Origin of the sequence: Rohdeia mirabilis (assembly GCA_007750655.1) — a bacterium.
GTDB lineage: Bacteria > Planctomycetota > UBA1135 > UBA1135.
In genome coordinates, this window is sequence record CP036290.1 from 4,009,531 (window position 1) to 4,025,789 (window position 16,259).

At 71.3% G+C, this 16,259-nt stretch carries 9 protein-coding genes; 3 read left to right on the top strand and 6 right to left on the bottom strand.

The annotated features are described in order from the left end of the window. Positions 1–132 precede the first annotated feature (132 nt). Positions 133–747 (top strand): class I SAM-dependent methyltransferase, encoded by a 615-nt coding sequence (locus Pla163_RS14955; protein WP_419185988.1) that lies wholly within the window; start codon positions 133–135, stop codon positions 745–747. A gap of 9 nt (positions 748–756) precedes the next feature. On the opposite strand, the gene Pla163_RS14960 is transcribed toward Pla163_RS14955, so the two are convergent. The 6 genes from Pla163_RS14960 to Pla163_RS14985 all read right to left on the bottom strand — a co-directional run bounded on the left by Pla163_RS14960 (position 757) and on the right by Pla163_RS14985 (position 11,673). After that, positions 757–3,276, bottom strand: coding sequence for a sulfatase family protein (locus Pla163_RS14960; RefSeq protein WP_145190191.1), 2,520 nt, complete (start codon positions 3,274–3,276; stop codon positions 757–759). 168 nt (positions 3,277–3,444) lie between these two features. Continuing rightward, positions 3,445–3,888 (bottom strand): hypothetical protein, encoded by a 444-nt coding sequence (locus Pla163_RS14965; RefSeq protein ID WP_145190194.1) that lies wholly within the window; start codon positions 3,886–3,888, stop codon positions 3,445–3,447. Between the two features lie 723 nt (positions 3,889–4,611). Further along, positions 4,612–6,741: a polyribonucleotide nucleotidyltransferase gene (gene pnp, locus Pla163_RS14970; protein ID WP_145190197.1), complete on the bottom strand. Its 2,130-nt coding sequence runs from the start codon at positions 6,739–6,741 to the stop codon at positions 4,612–4,614. A 283-nt stretch (positions 6,742–7,024) separates the two neighbouring features. After that, positions 7,025–7,294: a 30S ribosomal protein S15 gene (gene rpsO, locus Pla163_RS14975; RefSeq protein ID WP_145190200.1), complete on the bottom strand. Its 270-nt coding sequence runs from the start codon at positions 7,292–7,294 to the stop codon at positions 7,025–7,027. Between the two features lie 461 nt (positions 7,295–7,755). Beyond that, positions 7,756–8,391: an LPS assembly lipoprotein LptE gene (locus Pla163_RS14980; RefSeq protein WP_145190204.1), complete on the bottom strand. Its 636-nt coding sequence runs from the start codon at positions 8,389–8,391 to the stop codon at positions 7,756–7,758. A gap of 159 nt (positions 8,392–8,550) precedes the next feature. Then, on the bottom strand, positions 8,551–11,673 hold the full coding sequence (locus tag Pla163_RS14985; RefSeq protein ID WP_145190207.1) for an Ig-like domain-containing domain: 3,123 nt from the start codon (positions 11,671–11,673) through the stop codon (positions 8,551–8,553). A gap of 536 nt (positions 11,674–12,209) precedes the next feature. Here Pla163_RS14985 and Pla163_RS14990 point away from each other — a divergent pair. Together Pla163_RS14990 and Pla163_RS14995 are read left to right on the top strand one after the other, a co-directional pair. Then, positions 12,210–14,153, top strand: coding sequence for a tetratricopeptide repeat protein (locus tag Pla163_RS14990; protein ID WP_145190210.1), 1,944 nt, complete (start codon positions 12,210–12,212; stop codon positions 14,151–14,153). Positions 14,154–14,170: 17 nt separating this feature from the next. After that, positions 14,171–15,901, top strand: a complete 1,731-nt coding sequence (locus Pla163_RS14995) for a tetratricopeptide repeat protein (protein ID WP_145190213.1) — start codon at positions 14,171–14,173, stop codon at positions 15,899–15,901. Positions 15,902–16,259: the final 358 nt, after the last annotated feature.

A 16,259-nucleotide genomic window follows, 5' to 3' on the forward strand; every position in this document is an offset into this window, starting at 1 on the left:
GAAGGAGTGATCGGCGCCGAGCACCCGGGGCCGAGCCGGGCGCGCGCGGTCCGTCGCTGGCACGAGGGGCCGCCCGCGGCGCCGAACGGGGTATCGTTCCGGGCCATGCCGACCCGTGACGAGAATCGGAGGATGTGGGACGAGGAGTTCGACTGGTCCCGCGGAGGAGAGGAGTGGACCGTCAGCCCGGCCTGGTGGGAGTCGATCCTCGACGCCACGGTGCGGCGGGTCGCCCGCCCCGGCCAGGCGGTGCTCGAGATCGGGCCCGGGGCCGGACGCTTCACGGCCGAGCTGCTCGGAGCGCGCCCGCGCCGACTCGTCCTGCTCGATCTGTCGCCCAAGTGCCTCGAGATGTGTCGCGAGCGCTTCGCTCCGGCCGAGGCCGTCCTCGAATTCGTGCTGGGTGACGGGGCCGGAGTGCCGCTCGACGAATCGGAGACGTTCGACCTGATCTTCTCGTTCGACGTCTTCGTCCACGTCGAACGTCCGGAGGTGATGAGCTACTTCACGGACTTCGCGCGGCTGCTCGTCCCCGGCGGTCACGGCGTCGTCCACTACGCCTCGATCGATCGCACGCCCGAAGGTCTGGATCCGCGCTCGGGGTGGCGCGCCGACCTGCGCTCGACCGACATGCGCGAGATCCTCGCCGCCAACGGGCTCGAGCTCGTGGACGACATCTACGACCCGCAGATCAGCCACGCGAACTCGTCGATCGCGATCTTCCGCCGGCCGGAAGTGACCGGCTGACTCGAACGGTCACTCGTCGCCGAGGTACCCCAGGGCGCGGAGGCGTTCGAGCGCGGCGTCGTCGGCGGACGAGTCCTCGTCCGCGCCAGGAGCCGCCGGCCGCAGGCCCTCGAGGGCGGTGCGCGATTCGGTGAGCCGGCGAACGAGCTCTTGCACGCGTTCGGGATGGTCCGCGGCGACGTCGCGCAGCGCGAGTGGATCGCGCTCGAGGTCGTACAGCTCGTGCAGCGGGGCGGGCGACGCAGCGTAGAACTCCATCAGGCTCGCGATCAGGGGGTCGAGTCCCGACAACGCGGCCAACGGGTCGTCGTGGTCGACCCACAGCCGAGCGATCGAGTCCGAGCGCAGACCTGCGCGCTCGGCCCGTCGCACGATCTCGGGGTCGAAGGCCGCCCAGCGATCCCAGATCTCCTGGATCGAGAGGGCGGTCGCGACGGGCAGGCCTGTGACCGGCAGCTCGACCAGCTTCCAGCGTCCGTCGACGACGGCGCGGCTCCCGTTCCCGGCGTCGTGCACGAAGCGCACCCGGTCGTCGCCGATCCCGCTCGGCCGGCCCCGCAGAAGCGTCCACAGCGACGTCCCGGAGAGCTCGCGGTGCGCGGGGTCGAGCCCGACGGCCTCGATCAGGGTCGGGTACAGGTCCACGAGTTGGACCGGTGCGTCGATGCGGGTGCCTGCGCGTGCGGCGCGCGGGAGCCGAACGATGAGCGGCACTTCGAGAACCCCTTCGTCGGGGAAGAAGTGATCGAAGACGAAGCGCGGTTCCTCCATCGCTTCACCGTGGTCCGCCGAGATCACGACGATCGCCTCCTCGAACCAGGGCCGTTGTTGCAGCTCGTCGAGGAACGCCCCCAGATCGGCGTCGAACTCGGCGAGGTTCTCGTCGTACGCCGCGCGCATTCGAGAGGCGTCCACCTCTCGCACGGCTCCTCCGTCGATGCCGAGAGCCGCGGTCTGGGTGCGCCTCAGACTGCGCGAGACGAGGGCCCGCTCACCGACGACCGGCAGCCGAGGTCCGTCGCCGTCGACGTCGCTCCCGAAGCGCCCCCTCCACCCTTCCCCGGGCAAGTAGGGCGCGTGGACGTCGAGCACCTGGACGAAGACGAACGGCGGTCGTTCCCGATCCGCGTCGAGCCAGGCGAGTGCGCGCTCGAACACGACCGAGGCCCGCCCACGCGGATCGGTGAGTGGGTGCTGCGACGGCTCGTCGTCGAAGTCGTCGAAGCCACGGGTGATGCCGCGCGTGAGTGCGAGCCAGGTGTTGGCGACCACGGCTCCCGTTCGATAGCCGTGCGCGCGCAGGGCCTGGGCAATGGTCCAGCGCTCGGGCGCGACGAGCCGTTGGTCCCACAGGGTCGGCGTCCCGCCGTCGACGGCGTCCTGGACGCGGTTCGCAGCTGGCAGGAGGCCCGTGAACTGCGAGATGTAGCTGGGCGCCGTCCACGAGGTGTTCGCGCGACAGTTCTCGAACACGACGCACTGCTCGGCGAAGGCATCGAGACGAGGCGTGGTGCTGCGACCGTAGCCGTAGGTGCCGATGTTCGCCGCGGCGAGCGTGTCGATCGAGATGAAGACGATCGGCGGCAAGGGTGCGACTTCGCGCTCGAGTGCGAGTCGCTCGACCTGCACGGTGCCCTCTCCCGTCCAGGCGACGCGCAGCGCCAGGTCCCCAGCCCCCTCGGTGCTCGCCGCCCAGCGGTCGTCGAGCGAGAGGTCGAACGGCCCGTCGGGCACGTCGATGCGAACGGGGTCGCCGGCCTCGCGTCCGTCGCACCGCCCGCCGGTGCGCCCGAAGGGGCCGAGCGTGAGTTCGCCGGGGCCCTCGCTCCGCCCGCGCACGTGCAACATGCTGCCCGCGGAGTGGCCCCGCTCCAGCGCGTACGCCGCACTGGCCCCCGGAGCCAGCGACAGTCCGCCGTCGAACGACCAGGTGGCGGGCCTCGGTTCGGCGTACGCGACCTCGGACACCGCGACCGCGTGATCTCCTCGCCCGCCGTCCTGCTGGGAGCGCCAGACCTCGAGCGTGCGATCGAACGCGAGCTCGAAGCGGTTCTCGCCACGGACCCAGCGCCCTTCCGGTGCCTCGAAGCGCAGCGTCGTCGGGACCTCGTCGACCGTGAACGCCCCCAGTTCCGTGCCGTTGAGGTGCGCCGCGACCGCGATCGACTCGCCCTCGACCCGAGCCAGTACCGAGATGGCGATCTCGCGGTCCGAAGGCGCCAATGCCGAGAGCGTCAGGTGGGACGACGGTCCGCCGCTCCAGCGGATCGGCGTGCCGTCCTCGGCGGTCGAGATCCGCCGGTCCCATCCGCGCCCCCAGCTCTGGCGCCCGGCGGACCCGACGCGGAGCAGGCCGGGCTGGGCGAAGAGCGCGTCCGGCGCGTGATCGGTCAGGACCAGCGCGGACCCGGAGCCCTCGAGGGCCGACGGCGCCACGCCCTCCCCCGAGTCGCACCCGCTGAGGAGCACGACGATCGAGGCGAGCGCGAGGAGGGGCAAGGACCTACCGCTGGAGGTCGGTCGGGCCATGGAGCGGGCCGAGCCTATCAGGGCCCGGAGCGATCGGCCCCCGCGGCGACGTCCGAGTGGTCGTGGGCCCGAGCCACGGCGTCAATGGAACGACCGAGGCGCCACCCGTGTGGGAGGCGCCTCGGTCGTGCGGCCCGACTCGCTCGTCGGCTCCGATCGGCCCGTCGCTCAGAGCTGACGCTTGACGACCGCCGTGATGTCCGGGACCGAGCGTCCGTCCGCGTGGCTGATCGCCTTCCACACGCTGCAGTGCCCCTCTTGGTCCATGATCACCTGACAGGCGCTCTGGACCCGCTGGCGGGCAGCGTTGGTCAGCTGGATGCCTTCGGGCGAGGTGGGATCGATGCGGTCCTTCTTGAGCTTCTTCATCTCGTCCGTCGCGCGCAGCAGGCTGTCGTAGTCGACGCGCGCGGGGTTCGAGAGGGTCTTCGCGTCCGAGAGTCCGACGATGTTGTCGTCGGCCTTGACGGTCCAGCCGCTCGGGACCGCGTCGGTCTCCGCGACGGTCGCGAGACCGCGGACGGGTTCCGTGGAGACACTCGCGGCGTCGACGGTCGCGAAGGAGGAGCAGGCGATCCAGAGCGCGATGAGCGGTGCGTGGAGCGTGCGCATGACAGGAGCAGGGCGAAGAGGAACGAGGAAGTGGCGGATCCGAGCGCGTTGTCCGGAACGGTGGTGCCCGCAGGCACGGTTCGAGGTGGGTACTGAGGAGCCGATGGCCCGGGATCGGGATCCCAGGATCCGGTCCCAGGAGGCGGGACGGATCGGCCGACGGCGGACCGCTGACGACCGAGCGGGGCTCGGTCGGGAGGACCTTCGCCACCGAGAACCTAACGGATGGGACCACCGCTCGCGCGCTGGCCGCCGTGGTGGCTCCGTGACTCGACCCCTCGAGCGACGGAGTCGACGCAACGGCAACGACCCTCGAGCGGTTCTACCATCGTGTACGCGAGCACCGAAGACGGGTTGTTCGGACGACCCGAAAAGGCGACCCGATCTGCGGAAAGTCGGCGAACTCCGGGGTTCATCGTCCCCGTCCGCGACTCGACTCAAGGGGGACCACAGGCCGTTCGCCGACTCCTCCAATCGCAGGAACGACCCCCTCCAGGGGCCGGGGAGCGCCCGAACGGACCTGTGCGCACCGGAGGCCGTCCCGCCCCCCCGGGCCGCGGCCGGGCCGCGGGGCGCCTCCCGCGGGAACGGCCCCACGAACGGAGCGCGCCGCCCCTCCCGGTCGGGAGGGACGGCGCGCCCTGCGAGCGGGGTCGTGCCCCGCCCCCCCACCTGGGTGGGAGGCCTCGCGATCCGCGGCGGCCCGACGAGGCCGCCCGGTCGTCAGTTGACGGCTTCCTCGGTCTCTTCCTCCGGGGCGCCGGCAGCTTGCTTGATCGACAGCTTGATCTTGCCGCGGTCGTCGACGTTGATGACCACGACCTCGACCTCGTCACCGACGTTGACCACGTCCGTGACCTTGTCGACGTAGCCGTCGGCCAGCTCCGAGATGTGGCACATGCCCTCGGTGCCGGGGAGGATCTCGATGAAGGCTCCGAAGTCCTTCACGCCGCGCACGGTGCCGGTGTAGCGGCCGCCGATCTCGGGCGCCTCGCACATGCCCTGCACGTGACGGAACGCCATCGCGAGCTTCTTGCGGTCGATGCCGGCGATCGTCACGCGACCTTCCTCGGTCACGGCGACGCGCACGCCGTAGTCGGCCTCGATGCCCTTGATGTTGCGGCCGCCCGGACCGATCAGGAAGCCGATGCGCTCCTGCGGGATGTTGAGCGACTCCATCTTCGGCGCCCAGAGGCTGACCTCCGGGTTCGGACGCGGCACGACCTCGAGCATCTTCTTGAGGATGTGGATGCGGCCTTCGCGCGCCTGGTCGAGCGCGGCCACCAGGAGGTCGCGCGTGACGCCCTTGATCTTGATGTCCATCTGCAGGGCGGTCAGACCCAGACCGGAACCGGACACCTTGAAGTCCATGTCGCCGCTGTGGTCCTCGGAACCGAGGATGTCGGAGAGGATCGCGGTGCGATCGCCCTCCTGCACCAGACCCATCGCGATACCGGCGATCGGCTGGGAGACCGGAACACCGGCGAGCATCAGCGAGAGGCAGCCGCCACACACGCTCGCCATCGACGACGAGCCGTTCGACTCGGTGATGTCCGAGACGATGCGCATCGTGTAGGGGAAGGCTTCCTTGCTGGGCAGAACGGGCTGGAGCGAACGCTCGGCCAGCATGCCGTGTCCGATCTCGCGGCGACCCGGGCCCATGAAGCGGCGGGTCTCACCGACCGAGTACGGCGGGAAGTTGTAGTGCAGGTAGAAGTTCTTGCGGTACTCCTCGTCGATGCCGTCGATGATCTGCTCGTCGTCGCGCGTGCCGAGCGTCGTCGAGACGATCGCCTGGGTCTCACCGCGCGTGAACAGCACCGATCCGTGCTGACGCGGGATGAAGTTCGGGATGATCGTGATCTCGCGGATGTCGGTGTGCGAGCGACCGTCGACGCGGCGACCTTCGAGGATCGTCTCGCGCTCCATGCGGCTGGTCAGCTCGCTGAAGAGTTCCTTGATCTCCTTGGTCTTCGACTTCGCGACGGCCGCGTCCTCGATTCCGGCGGTGAGGGCCGCGACGCAGGCCTTCTTGACCTCGCCCACGGCGGCGTAGCGCTCGAACTTGCCTTCGGTGAACTGGGCGGCGCGGACCTGGTCGGCGTAGGCGTCGACCTTCTCCTTCAGCTCGGTGTCGACCGCCGGAGCGACGAACGCGAACTTCTCCTTGCCGGCCTTGCTGCGCAGCTCGTCGACGAGCTCGCAGATCTGCTTGATCGTGTCGTGCGCCAGCTCCAGCGCGTCGATCATGTCGGCCTCGGGGAGCTGGTTGGCGGAGGCTTCGACCATCGCGATCGCGTCGGCGTGACCGGCGACCACCAGGTCGAGGTCGGACTCGAGGCGGACCTTCGACGCGTCGGGGAACGCGACCTGCTCGCCGTCGAACATGCCGATGCGCGTCGCGCCCATCGCGCGGTTGAACGGGATCGGGCTGATGTGGATCGCCGCGAAGGCCGCGATCATCGCGAGGGTGTCGCCGGCGTTGACGCCGTCGTAGCTGATGACCTGCGTGAAGACCTGGCACTCCTGACGGAAGCCGTCGGGGAACATGGGCCGGATCGAGCGGTCGATCAGGCGCATGGTCAGGGTCTCCTTCGTGGTCGGGCGGGCTTCACGCTTGAAGAAGCCACCGGGGATCTTGCCCGCCGCCTCGGTCTTCTCGCGGTAGTCGACCGTGAGGGGGAAAAAGTCGATGTCATCGCGGGCGGGGCCCGTGTTGACGTTGGCGAGCACGATCGTCTCGCCGATGGTCGCCATGACCGAACCGGCCGATTGCTTGGCAACGAGGCCGGTCTCCAGGATCACCGTCTTGCCGGCGATCTCGCGCTGAACGCGCACATGTCCTTTCGTCATCTGTCTTCTCTTTCCGTCTTCTCTTGGTTGTGGCTCCCGTCGGGGGCGCCGTCGTCGTACTTCGTCGTGCGAAGGTGATTCGTTCGAGCGCGCGCGGTGTCGCGGCGCGCGGTCGTGTTCGCCGGGTCGTGAGCGTCGGGGTCGGACGCTCGAGTGGGTCCGCGGCCCACGGACGAGCCCGGTCGTCGAGGCCCGTGATCGAGGCCCGTGATCGAGGCACCGCGGTGGTCAAAGCACCGCGCCCGCACGACCGGATCGGTGCGTGCGGGCGCGGGTGTCGTCGTCAGCGGCGCAGGCCGAGACTCTGGATGAGGTCGCGGTAGCGCTCCGGGCTCTTGCGGCGCAGGTAGCGCAGCAGCTTGGAACGTTGACCGACCATCATCAGGAGACCGCGACGGCTCGTGAAGTCCTTGCGGTGCACCTTGAGGTGCTCGGTGAGGCTCTTGATGTTGGCCGTGAGGAGCGCGACCTGGACCTCGGGGGATCCGGTGTCGCCTTCCTTGGTGGCGTACTGCGCGACGACTTCGCGCTTGGTTTCGGCGGTGATCGCCATGACTGCTTCCTCGTATCGAGGGACTCGGTGTGGACCTCGGCCCGTGCCACCCCGTCCGTGGGGCGCGCGCGGTGCGGCCGAGTGCGTACGACCGGCGCCACCCCTGCAGCAGGGATGTGGGGCCAGAGCACGCGGGTTCGACCCGATCGCCAGCGTTCCCGTGCGGGTCCGGATCGGCGTTCGAGCGCGAACAGTCTAGTGCCGCCCCACCCGCACGGCCAGCACGGATCCACCGCGGTCGCCCCCAGCGGGGTCCGGGACAGGGACGGAGCGGGTCCCGCGCCACGGCGTCAGGCGGCCCGGCTCGATCGGCGTCAGGCGGCGGACGTGGCTCGGCGCCGGGGCTCGGGGGTGCCCCGTGGAGCCTCTCGGCCTCAGGATCGGGAGGCGATCAGGCCCCGGGACGGATGCCCCGGGACGGATGCCCCGGGACTCAGCTTCCGGGACACAGCTTCCGGGACTCAGTCCCGAGGAGCCCGCCGGGCGTCCCGCGCGGGCAGCAGGGCCAGAAGCTCGCGGGCGAGCTCGCCGGCAACGCGCTCGACCAGCACGTCCCGGGTCGCGCGCTTCGAGGCGGCGGCTCCGAGTTCCACCACGCGACCGATGCGGTAGCCCCACAGCGGCTCTTCGATGCGGTTCGGGTCCACCAGTCGCGCCTCGAGGCGCGCGCCGACCCGTCCGTCGCTCTCGAGTGCCCCTTCGTCCCAGTACAGGAGTCGGACTTCGAGCATGGCGTCCGCGGACAGAGCGGCGCCGGCCTCGGCGATGCCGACCAGCCCGCTCTCCTGGGCCTCGGTGCTCAGTTCGGACAGGCGCGTGTCGGCCCATTCGAGGTCGAGCGGCGAGTACAGGCGATCCGCCAGACCCTCGTAGAGCGCGGTGCGCAGGCTGGCCAGGGGCGCCGCGAAGGCCGCGCTCTGGTCGCTGACCGGCACCACGAACACGTCCGCCGGCTGGAGCAGCTCGAGCGCGCCGGGACTCCCGTCCTCGTTCGCCGCGGCGACCAGGGGTTGGTCGAAGACCGCGTCGACGCGCGAGCCGTCGTCCGTGGAACGGCAGCCGAACGCGATCGCGGCCACGAGGGCCACCGCGGTCATGCGTGCCGGAACGCCGCCGGAGCGAAGAAGTCGAAGGTGAGAGCGAAGGCCCATGGCTGGAGTGGGGTCGCCCGGGGCGAGCGGCGCCGGGACGGGGACGACCTTAGCAAGCCGTCGCCCGGAACGCGTGATTCGGCTGACCTGTGGGCCCAGCCGACCTCACGGAATCGACAGCACGAGCGGCGGGCTCGTCGCGGACAGCGCCGGCTCGGTCTCGAGGTCGGTGAAGTACAGGCCCAGGGGATCGAAGCCGATCCAGGCGAAGGCGCGGCCGGTGGCGGTCAGGGCGCCGCTGGCCAGGGACGCGGCACCCGCGTCGGCGGGGTCCGGCACGCTGAAGACCACGTCGCCGTCGCCGTCCGGCACGTCGGGGCGGTAGTGGGTCCAGCCGCGGCCGGCCGAGTCCTCGAGGCGTAGGGCGTAGAGGCCGCTGCCCAGGGTCCCGCCGATCGCGCCGTCGAGGAGCGAGTTCTCGAGCTCGACGGTGAAGGCGCCCGAGCCGACGTCGCTGCCCGGAGCGGGGCTGTTCACGGTCGGAACGCCCGAGGCGGTCAGCGTGCCGCCCGCGAGGAGCAGCTCGGTCAGGCTCGCGCGCACGCCGACGATCGCGCCGTTCGTGTCCTCGGCCTCCACGGCGACCGACAGGCGGTCGGAGGCCGAGAACGACTCGTCGAGTTGGCTCGAGAGGCTGCCGATCAATGCGCCGCGCAGGTTCCAGGTCCCGCCGCCGGCGTCGTAGCTGACGCCCAGTCCGGCGGGCACCGCGGGAGCGCTGCCGCCGATGTCGGCTTCGACCCAGACGCGCACCTCACCGGCGAGGAGCGGATCGTCCACGAGCGCGCCGAGGTCGATGCCGGTCGCCGCCGTGGCGTCGAACACGAGCGGGCCGAAGTCGATCGCGCCCGACGCGGGCGGTTGGCTCGGGTCGGCGAGCAATTGGGAGATCGCGAGCGGCACCGTCTGCGTGCCCGCCTCCGCGACCGGGCCGACGGGGAACGCGACGTCGAACGTGGAGAGGAAGATCGTCGGCACGAAACTCGACTCGGCGATGTCGAACACGCCGTTGAAGGCCGCGACCGAACCCGAGCGACCGGCGCGCACGTCCTGCGGACCGAACGGGCAGGTCGCGACGGTGTCGCCGAACGGTGAAACGGTGCAGACCGAGCCCGTGAACGGCTGGGCGAGTCCGGCGCCGCGACGTCCGTCCGAGTAGGCGAGATCGCCGAGCACGAGCGACGACTGCACCGTCGCGCCCGAGCCGGTCAGCGAACCGCGCAGCTCGGCGGTGCTCCCGCCGCTGGGCACGAGCGGCACGCTCAGGCGCGCGGAACCGAAGCGGTGCAGCGAGACCATGTCGTAGCCGGCGAGCGCCACGGTCACGATCGTGCCTTCGTCGGTCGAGACGTGGCTGGTGATGGTCGCGCCGCCCTCGCTGTTGCTGAAGGCGCTGTCGACGAACGTCGGCGTCCCTCCACCGGCGGGCACCGCGTGACCGAAGACGATCGCGCCGGCGAGCGGCTCGAGCGTCAGCGCGTCGAACACCTCGACCTGGATCGGGTCACCCGCTCCGGCCGGTGCGAGCGCCGTGTCGCCGACGTAGCCGCGCAGACTCAGCGTGCCCGCGACCGCGACGGACGACGCGTTCCCGGCCGCGTCGAAGGCCACGAGCGAGTACGGCAGCGGATCGTTCAGGGCCGGGATCACGCCGATGTCGATCGGCTCGCTGGCGAAGCGCGTCCCGTTCGAGAAGGCCCGCGCACCGACCGCGCTCGAACCGAGCGTCGTCGTCACTTCGAGGCCGGAGAGCGCCTCGCTGGCCACGCCTTCGAAGACCACGTCGCCCGCGTCGTGCACGTAGGTGTCGACGTCCACGGACCGGTCGAGCAGCAGGATCTCCGGCGCCACGGTGTCGAGTCGCGCGGGCTGGTTGCCGGCGAGCATCGCGTTCGAGTCGAAGATCACGGCCGTCGTGGTGATCGGGCCCGCCGTGAAGGTGGCGGCGATCGTCACGTTGCCGTCGCCGAAGCGCGCCATGAGCGGCGCCACCGACGTCGTCAGATCGAGTCCGTCGCGCAGGACCTGCGCCGTGGCGATCGGCCCCGGATCGGTGAACTCGAACGCGCGTCGCAGAGCCAACAGTTCGCCGGGTGCGTTCGGGTTCGGTCCGGTGAAGTACAGGTCGAGCCGGTCGCCGTCCTCGGCGGTATCCACGTCCACCTCGATGACCAGCTCGTTGCCGCTGCCCGGCGTCAGGTTCGCGATGCCGATCGCGTCGTCGGGCGAGGAGACCAGACGGATGTCGCTCGGCGCGAGCACGCTCGCCGTGCGGTAGGAGATCGTCGTCTCGGGCAGAGCGTTCGCGTCGTCGTCCGCGATCTCGAAACCGGTGGGCGAGAGCGTCAGGTCCACGTCGACCTCGCGCCCGAGCGGCAACGCCACGCCGGCGGCGTCGGTGGCACGCCAGCGCCAGACGCGCGGAATGGGCTGGCTCACGCCGAAGATCGCCTGCCCCTGGGCCGCATTGGCGGGCGGATCGGCGACGGGATCGGCGGCGTCGACCTGCACGACCCACGAGTCGTCGTCGACGGTGTCGAGGTCGATGTCGCGATCGAAGACCACGACGATCTCCCCCACCTCGCTCTGGTCGAACGCTCCGTCGGGCGGGAAGGTCGCGACCACGCTCGGCTCGTCGATCTGCGCCGCGGCGACGGTGAAACTGGTCAGGACCGCACCGGGGTTCGTCGGCAGCGACTGGCCAGTCAGGTCGGTCACTTCGGCCGTGTCGAGCAGCACGACCTGGATCGCGGTCGACAGCGGCATCGGCGCGGTCGGCACCAGGACCACCATCCGGCCGTCGCCCACGAGCACGGTCTGGGTCTGCAGGGGCACGACCGTCCCCCCCACTTCGGCGGTGCGCAGCTGGAAGGCGCCGACCACGGTCGTGGGCGCGAGCGACTCCGAGAAGCGCAGCACCACGGGGCTGCGCGGGTCGATCCCACCGCCGGAGGGCAGCGACTGTTGGAGGGTCGGCGCCGTGGGCAGGATCCAGTTGCCGGCGGCGGGTCGAGCGGCGGCCGCGCCGAGGGCCCCCGAGGGCGCACCGGTGCCCGAACACCCCTCGACCGAGAACACGCAGGCCGCGCTGTCGCAGCTCGCGAGGGTCAGGGCGAGGCCCGCCAGGAGCCCGAGTCCGCGGACGGAACTCCACCGAGAGGCCGCGGAACGGCGGGAACCGGGGCGGCGGAGACCCTCTCGGGGCGAGCTGGACGTGCTGGAGCGCATGCGCGAATGGGCGTGTGGGAGCGGGAACGCGTGGGCGACCGTCGGGAGGCCGCCGCTGGATGGAGCGGCCCGACGGAGCACCGGGTCGGACCCTCCGATCGACGCGGGGACGATCGGATCGGATCGAGTCGGAACGCGGACCGGATCGTGGGCCGGACCGCGGCACGGATCGCTCGGACCGCGGCGAGCGGGCCGGCGCGGGCGCTGGGACGATGGACGCGGGCCCATCTTCCGCCCCGGTGCAGGGCGGATGGTAGCCGCTGCGCGGCGCGCTTCTTGCCTCCGACCTGCTCCCCACCCGGACCTGCAGCGGGACCGAATCGCCCCGCACCGCCGACCGAGCCCGATCCCCGTCCGATCCCCAGCCGCCTCGACCTCGGGCCCGAGTTCGAAAGAGCCCCCACCGCGGCCCGCTCGGCGCGCCGGCGAACCCACCGCTCCCCGCGCCGCCCGACCCCCCGCCGTCCGTCCCCGAGCTTCCCGTCCCAGCCCCAGTCCCGCGGGCCGCGCCGCCGCGACCGTAGGATGCCCGCCCCATGATTCGATTCCGCGACCGGCGACGCGCCACGGGCCCGTCGACCCTCCTCCTCCTGTGCGCGCTCGCGGCTCTGCCCGTGTCCTGCGGCTCGACCGCGAGGAGCACCGACGCGCCCGCCCCGCCGCCCCCGGCCGCGTCGGGCGCCGACACCCAGGAGGCCTCCGCCTCGCCCGCCGAGCGCGCCGAGTCCCACGCGGACGCGGCGCGCGCTCTGTTCGCGGAGGGCGATCCGAGCGCGGCGCTGGTCGAGGTGGACCGCGCCCTCGAAATCGCGCCGGGGCGCCAGGACCTGCTCCTCGCGCGCGCCGACGGTCTCGTGCTGCTCGGCGCCCAGTTCATCGCGCAACAGGCCAACGGCGTCTACGTGGTGTCGGCGTTCGAGGATGCGCTGCGCGCCTACGACGACTGCGAGCCGTCGCCGCGCGCGCTGCTCGGTCGCGCCCGCGCCGCCTACCAACTCGGTCGCGGTGTCGCAGCCTGGGAGGCTGCGTCGGCCGCGCGCGACCTCGCGAGCGAGTCGGGCGCGAAGCTGTGGACGCCGCTCGTCGGCGCGCCGGACGACGAGGAGCAGGGCGCGCTCGAAGTGCTCGCCACCTCCGCCTACCTGGCCTACGCCGAACGCGCCGACGGCCGCGCGGGAGCCGACTCGGGCGCGCCGGACTTCGACACCGCGTTCGAACTGGTGGCGCGCTTCGTGGGCGCGAACCGCGACCGCGCCGACGCCTGGAACACGCTCGCCAACCTGCACCTGTACCGCAGCGTCGAGACGAACGACGTGGCCGACACGCGCCGCGCGCTCGAAGCCGTCCGGACCGGACTCGAACACCTGCCCGAGGACGAGACGCTGCGTCCGCGTCTGACCGAGCTGGCACAGCGCGTCGGTGGCCCCTCCGAAGTGGCGTCGGTCTCAGCCGCCTACGCCGATCGCTATCCCGACTCGCCCAGCGCGCGCTTCGAGGCGGCCAAGGCGCTGTTCGACCTGGGCCTGGCCGAGTTCCCCGGTCCCGACGCGGCTGCGGACGCGAGCGCGATCGGACGCGGCCGCTTCGAACGCGCCGACCAGTGGTTCGCACGCGTCTCCGAGATCGAGGCCACCCTCGAGGAACCGGTCGGTTGGGACCAGGCGGCCATGGGTTGGCGCGCCGTCGCCCGCATCGCGCACGGCTGGGTCGACTACTACGCCGGTGACGCGGACGCGGCCGAACGCTGGTTCCTGTCCGCGAACGACGTGTTCGCGCGCGGCATCGAGTGGAGCATCGAGGGCCAACTGCAGTCGGGCATCCAGGGCCTCTTCCAACTCTCGACGGACGCGGTGGCGGGTGGCGACCTGGCCGAGGGCGCGCGCCTCGCCGACCTCGTGACCGAACTGGTCCCGACGGACGGGAACTTCGCGAACAACGCCGGCTTCCTGAATCGCGACCTGGCCGTCGCGATCGAGCTGGAAGGTCGCGAGCTGATGGCCGCCGGCGACGACGACGCCGCGCGCGAACGCTTCGCGCGGGCGCTCGAGATCATGGAGCGCAGCGCGGCCGCCTACGCCCGCGCGGCCGAGCTCCTGCCCGACGACGTGCGCGTCATCAACGACGCCGCGCTGGTCCACGTCTACTACCTGCACACCGAGCTCGACCGCGCCGAGGAGTTGCTCCTGCGCGCCGTCGAGCTAGGAGCGTCCCAGCTGGAGGCGGACGACCTCCCCGCGGACGAACGGCCGATCCTGACCGAGGCCTGGGGCGACGCCCACGAGAACCTCGGCGTGCTGTGGCTCGAACACGAGGGCGACGCCGACGTGGCGCGCACCTGGTTCGAGCGCGCGGTGGAGATCGGCCCCAATCCCCGTCCCATGATCACCCAGGTCTGGTTCGCGCGCCCCGAGTTCGGGGACGATGCGGCGACCGGTCCCACGGACCACACGATTCTCGACTGGGCCCGCCCCGGCGAGTGAAACCGACAACGGATCCCATGCAGCTGCTCTCGATTCTCTGTGCCCTGCCCCTCGCCGCCCTTCCGGTGAGACTTCACGCCGCTCCGTGCGTCGAGCCCCCGGCGCCCGCCACCGCGTCCGACGCCGTCGCGCTGCGGGACGAGGTCGACGACTTGATCGAGAAGGGCCGCGCGGCCCTCGACGAGTCGAAGCTCGTGGAAGCCGAAGAGGCGTTCCAGGCGGCCGCGAATCTCGATGAAGCGCGCGGCCGGATCTGGCTGCTGCGCCTCGAACTCAGCCGCGGCAGCGCCGAGGAAGTGCTCGGCCAGCTGGGGCAACTGCGCCGCGCCGGGAACGAAGGACCCGACTACACCTACCTGTGGGGCATCGCCTTCGCGACGAAGGTCGAGCGCGACCTCGCGGCGGGCGACACGACGCAGGCCGGATTCATGATCGCCGACGCGCGCCGCGAACTGGCGGCAGCGATCGCGGCGGACCCGACGCGCTACCGCGACGCGCACCTGTACCTGGCGCGCGTCTGTCGTCACGACGGGGACAGTGCGGCCTCGATGGCGGCGGCGGAGTCGGCGATCGAGCACTACCCCGGCAGCGTCGAGGCCCACGAACTCATGGGTCGCGGCGCACTCGGTGTGTACGCCTCGATCATGGGTGACGAGGCCCAGAAGGAACGCGCCGCGAAGATGCTCGAGAAGGCCGTCGCCAGCACGACGAAGGCGATCGAACTCTGCGGCCGCCCGCGCGGCGAGGGCGAGCGTGGCTACCTCGCTTCGCTCGACACGCTCCTGGGCGACATCCACGCCTTCGGCGGCGATCTGGACGCCGCGGCGGCCGCGTACGGAGCGGCGATCGGTCAAGAACCCGCCGGCTTCGACTACGGCCGCGCCTACGGCACGCTCGGCGTCGAGAAGATGCTCGCGGCGCTCGAATCGGGTCGCGCGGCCTTCGCCAAGCGCGCCGCCAGGACGGACGCGCGCATGGCGACCGTCGACTGGTGGCTCGGGTACACGCTGCTCGCCTTCAACGATCCGGCGCGCTACGAGGAGGGCGAGAAGGCCTTCATGCGCTCGCTCGAGCTGTGGCCCGCGTACACGGCCAACTGGTACTACATCGGTCGCCTGCGGTTCTCCGGCGGCAAGCACGCCGAGGCGATCGAAGCCTTCAAGACGCTGGCCGAGATCGACCGCGCGTCGCTGGTGTCCTCGGTCGCGAACGACGCGCCGGGCGTCAACGTGCTGTACGGACTGATCAGGCACTGCATGGAGCAGAACCCGCCCGCACTGCTCGACGCCGGCTTCTGCAGCGAGATCCAGGCCGAGGCGTTCCCGCAGAACCACAAGTTTTGGAACAACGTCGGCCTCTTCTATCGCGACGCCGCCGACATGCACGTGGGGCGCAAGGGCCGGACGGGAATGTCCGAGAAGGAACGCGAGACGTACATGCCGATGTACGAGACCTCGTTCGCCGCCTACGAGAAGGCGCTCGCTCTGGATCCGGAGAACCCCGGCTACCTCAACGACGGCGCGGTGATCCTGCACTTCTACCTGGAGCGCGAGTACGACCGCGCACTCGAGATGTACGCGCAGGCCACCCGGTTCGCTACCGAACTGTTGGCCGAGGGCACCCTGAAGGGAGAGGAGAAAGGCATCGTCGAGCTCGCCCTGCGCGACTCGCGGAACAACCGGCGCCTGCTCGAAGCCAAGATCGAGCGCCAGAAGGAGAAGGACGGGGAGAAGGACGGCGGCCGCTGACTCCGCGCAGTTCGGTCGGACGGACTCGCGAGCGGGCTCGGATCGGTTCACCCGGTCCGGGCCCGTTGGCGTGCGGGAGGCGCTGATCCGAATCGGAACTCGAAGAGACACCGGCCGTGTCTCCGGCCCGGTGCGTCATGGGTCGACCGGAGAGTGCCCGACGGCGTGCCGAATGGCACCGGCCGTGCGGGATCGAAGCGCACGCCGCGCGCGCGCCCCGGCAACCCGATCGCCGGCTCCGGGACCGAAGGGGGCGGATACGGAGGGCTCCGATCGGTACTCGCCAGCCCGACGGTAGGCACAGCTTCGGATGGTGTGTAATGAGAGTCCCCGACCCTGGGCGCCCCCCCCCATCCGC

Bases quoted from the DNA above. Each gene is read 5' to 3' on its own strand.
- Pla163_RS14955 (WP_419185988.1), top strand. From the start codon at position 133: ATGTGGGACGAGGAGTTCGACTGGTCCCGCGGAGGAGAGGAGTGGACC.
- Pla163_RS14960 (WP_145190191.1), bottom strand. From the start codon at position 3,276: ATGGCCCGACCGACCTCCAGCGGTAGGTCCTTGCCCCTCCTCGCGCTC.
- Pla163_RS14965 (WP_145190194.1), bottom strand. From the start codon at position 3,888: ATGCGCACGCTCCACGCACCGCTCATCGCGCTCTGGATCGCCTGCTCC.
- pnp (WP_145190197.1), bottom strand. From the start codon at position 6,741: ATGACGAAAGGACATGTGCGCGTTCAGCGCGAGATCGCCGGCAAGACG.
- rpsO (WP_145190200.1), bottom strand. From the start codon at position 7,294: ATGGCGATCACCGCCGAAACCAAGCGCGAAGTCGTCGCGCAGTACGCC.
- Pla163_RS14980 (WP_145190204.1), bottom strand. From the start codon at position 8,391: ATGACCGCGGTGGCCCTCGTGGCCGCGATCGCGTTCGGCTGCCGTTCC.
- Pla163_RS14985 (WP_145190207.1), bottom strand. From the start codon at position 11,673: ATGCGCTCCAGCACGTCCAGCTCGCCCCGAGAGGGTCTCCGCCGCCCC.
- Pla163_RS14990 (WP_145190210.1), top strand. From the start codon at position 12,210: ATGATTCGATTCCGCGACCGGCGACGCGCCACGGGCCCGTCGACCCTC.
- Pla163_RS14995 (WP_145190213.1), top strand. From the start codon at position 14,171: ATGCAGCTGCTCTCGATTCTCTGTGCCCTGCCCCTCGCCGCCCTTCCG.